General features: G+C 34.5%; 4 protein-coding genes. 3 read left to right on the top strand and 1 reads right to left on the bottom strand.

Annotated features, from left to right (window positions below; genetic code table 11):
* Nucleotides 1-146: SDR family NAD(P)-dependent oxidoreductase (locus AC1DPQ_RS24780; protein WP_477611195.1), on the bottom strand; the 146-nt coding region annotated here is incomplete at its 3' end.
* Nucleotides 147-352: 206 nt separating this feature from the next.
* Between AC1DPQ_RS24780 and AC1DPQ_RS24775 the strand changes: the two genes are divergently transcribed.
* From AC1DPQ_RS24775 to AC1DPQ_RS24765, 3 genes are all read left to right on the top strand, one after another.
* Nucleotides 353-1,231: an AraC family transcriptional regulator gene (locus AC1DPQ_RS24775; protein ID WP_477611194.1), complete on the top strand. Its 879-nt coding sequence runs from the start codon at nt 353-355 to the stop codon at nt 1,229-1,231.
* 87 nt (nt 1,232-1,318) lie between these two features.
* Nucleotides 1,319-2,122, top strand: a complete 804-nt coding sequence (locus AC1DPQ_RS24770) for a helical backbone metal receptor (RefSeq protein ID WP_477581460.1) — start codon at nt 1,319-1,321, stop codon at nt 2,120-2,122.
* Nucleotides 2,123-2,199: 77 nt separating this feature from the next.
* Nucleotides 2,200-2,364 (top strand): hypothetical protein, encoded by a 165-nt coding sequence (locus tag AC1DPQ_RS24765; protein ID WP_477611193.1) that lies wholly within the window; start codon nt 2,200-2,202, stop codon nt 2,362-2,364.
* The last annotated feature ends 44 nt before the right edge of the window (nt 2,365-2,408 follow it).

Genomic DNA, 2,408 nt, shown 5'->3' with positions numbered 1-2,408 from the left:
GTTTCGAGTTCATAGAGTTTGTTTTCGGCTATTGGGTTTTTATCAAGAATGCAAACAGTAGCGCCAGCTTTTGAATAAGCCTTTGCACATTCCCAGCCAATGCCATCGGCACCTCCTGTTAGTACAATAATTTTATGATGAAGCATGTTAGTTATTTGGTTAGCATTTGTAATAGCTAATTTATTAAGGAAAAAAGAGATTAACTGAGGTATAATTCGCTAATAATGATGTTATATTAGCTGTTTTTCTTAAATTATTTACGTTATTTGGTAATTTAAGATGTAAATGGTAAATTAGTTTTTCATAACCAAATAGGCATCATAACTAATGGTAAAGAAATAGTCTATATCAAATGAAACCGATTTTTGCCAAAATACTTAACGGAAAAGTAAATGATGTTTACGGCATAAAGATTGTAAACGCACCTTACTTTTCTACCGAATTCCATTTTCACGAAGAATGCCAGCTCACCTATAACGTTGAGAGTGAAGGGCGCCGCATGATCGGTGATAGTATTGAAGATTTTAATAACGAGGACATGATTTTTGTAGGCGCTAATTTGCCTCATGTATGGCACAATAGCCAGCAATATTTTAGCAATTCGACACCAAATATCCATGCACATTCGATTTCGCTTTTTCTCCATCCCGAAAAAATACTGGATATTTTTCATGAGCCAGAAAATATCCAGAAGCTTAAAAATTTTTTCCAACTGGCTAAACGTGGAATGAAATTCAACTTTTCGGCCAGAAAGGAAATAAAACCTTTGTTGTTAAAAATTGCTCAGGCAACAGAAGAAATAACGCGTTTAATAGGGGTGCTCGAAATTTTAAACCTGCTTTGTCAAAATAAAGATTATGCGTTACTGGCGAGCCCGGGTTATACCAATAACTATCAGTTAAAAGATAATGATAGGATGGACAAAATTTTGAAATACGTTTTTGATAATTTTAATAAAGAGATATTGTTGGTAGATGCTGCCGAGATGACCAATATGAATAAACAGGCTTTTTGCAGATATTTTAAGAACCGTACACAGAAAACTTTTGTCACTTTTGTTARTGAAGTAAGAATTGGGCATGCCTGTAAATTAATTGCCGAAAGTGATCACCAGATAAGTGAAATGGCCTATATATGTGGTTTTAACAGTCTTTCTAACTTTAACAAATTTTTTAAGCTCGCAAAAGGCGTTACTCCAAAAGAATATAAAAAAATGTTGTTTGCAGATTGATGAGGTAAAAATTTACTGAATGAAGAATGTTCTTTTAAAAGACTTCCTTTAAACAGACTAATCTTTACTAAATCCTATATTTGCAACATGCAAAAGTCCTTTATCGATCAAATGGGCAGGGAAATTTTCATCAATTTTCCACCTAAACGGATTATTTCTGTCGTGCCCTCACAAACAGAATTGTTATTTGATTTGGGATTGGATAAGGAAATTATCGGATTGACCAAATTTTGTATCCATCCGATAGAAAAATTTGCAGAAAGAACCAAGGTTGGTGGAACAAAAAAGCTTAACATCGATTTAATCAAAGATTTAAAACCCGATTTGATTATTGGCAACAAAGAAGAGAATACGCAAAGTGATATAGAGGAGCTCGCAGCAGATTTTCCTGTTTGGATGAGCGATATTTTCACTTTGGATGACGCGATGAAAACCATTGGACAGATAGGGGAACTTGTGGATCGTGAGCCAGAAGCTAGTTATCTTAACCATTTAATTTCTGCTGGATTTAATGATCTGAAAACACTTGCACTTCAACAGCATATTGATAAAAAGGTTGCCTATCTTATTTGGCGCAAGCCCTACATGGCTGCTGGAAAAAATACCTTTATTGATGATATTCTGCTGATTAATGGTATGACGAATGTGATTACGCAAGAACGTTATCCGTTGGTTACACTAGAGGAACTGAAAACTTTAAATTGCGAACTGATCCTACTGTCGTCCGAGCCTTATCCTTTTGGAGAAAAACACATTGAAGAAATACAAGCGGCCATTCCTGAAGCAAAAATTATACTGGTAGACGGAGAAATGTTTAGCTGGTATGGAAGCAGATTGGTTAAAGCCGTGCAATACTTTTTTGAGTTTCAGAAGCAAATTATTAGCTTTTAAAGGCAAATTTTCATAATTTGTAGCATACCGTTAAGTTATCCCGTTATCATACCATTACAATAAAAAATCATAATCCGATGAAAAAAGTATTAATACTATCCCTATTCGTGGCTGTAATTTCCAGTTGCAGTTCAATGAAAAACGGAGGAAACTCAACTACAGTTACTGTAAGTGGAACAATTGAAAAATTAGGCATGACTACGTTTCAGTACGGTACACATTTATTAAAGTGGAACAATTGAAAAATTAGGCATGACTACGTTTCAGTACGGTACACATTTATTAA

It is taken from the genome of Pedobacter sp. 01T416_2 (assembly GCF_056398925.1).
The sequence above is the reverse complement of the archived record's forward strand: the minus strand, read 5'-3'. Positions and strand labels throughout refer to the sequence as shown.

Bases quoted from the DNA above. Each gene is read 5' to 3' on its own strand.
- AC1DPQ_RS24770 (WP_477581460.1), top strand. From the start codon at position 1,319: ATGCAAAAGTCCTTTATCGATCAAATGGGCAGGGAAATTTTCATCAAT.
- AC1DPQ_RS24765 (WP_477611193.1), top strand. From the start codon at position 2,200: ATGAAAAAAGTATTAATACTATCCCTATTCGTGGCTGTAATTTCCAGT.